The sequence below is a fragment of the Brochothrix campestris FSL F6-1037 genome (assembly GCF_000525915.1).
Lineage (GTDB): Bacteria > Bacillota > Bacilli > Lactobacillales > Listeriaceae > Brochothrix > Brochothrix campestris.
Map to the genome: position 1 here is coordinate 1 of NZ_AODH01000085.1, position 694 is coordinate 694.

At 37.9% G+C, this 694-nt stretch carries 1 protein-coding gene; it reads left to right on the plus strand.

All coding sequences use genetic code 11. The features are described 5' to 3' along the window. On the plus strand, positions 1-692 hold a 692-nt coding region (locus BCAMP_RS11935), incomplete at its 5' end, for an IS30 family transposase (RefSeq protein WP_035315866.1). Positions 693-694: the final 2 nt, after the last annotated feature.

The following is a 694-nucleotide window of genomic DNA, read 5'->3' on the forward strand; positions in this document are numbered from 1 at the left end:
CTGATGTGATTATTGGTCGTGCTGAGATACCTATCTCATGTTCTGTTAGAACGCTCTATCGCCTATTTAAAGCGAACGACTTCGATATCACAAAGCTACCAATGAAAGGTAAACGTAAGCCAAACGGACACAACGAACGTCGCGGAAGGCAAGCATTTAAGCGTAATATTTCGGAACGATTGACTGATTATACGCAATTCAATCAAGAATTTGGACACTTGGAAGGTGATACAATTGTCGGTGTTCATCATAAAAGTGCTGTTATCACGTTAGTTGAGCGACTTTCAAAAGTGATAATCACATTAAAACCAGAAGGTCGTAAAGCAGCAGATATCGAAAAAGCAACGACTGCTTGGTTACAATCTATTCCCAAACATATGTTTAAATCAATCACGTTTGATTGTGGAAAAGAATTCTCAAACTGGAAAGAAATGAGTAACTCGAATGATATCTCTATCTATTTTTCGGATCCTGGAACACCTTCACAACGCGGTCTAAACGAAAATTCTAATGGCATTTTGCGTCGAAATGGCTTGCCAAAAAAGATGGACTTTAACCAAGTTGACCAAAACTTCATTTCAGCTGTTGCTTCAAAAAGAAATCACATACCAAGAAAATCATTAAACTACCGGACACCATTGGAAGTGTTTTTGAGTGACGTAAATGAAGAACAATTGTCCAGCTTAATTTGACA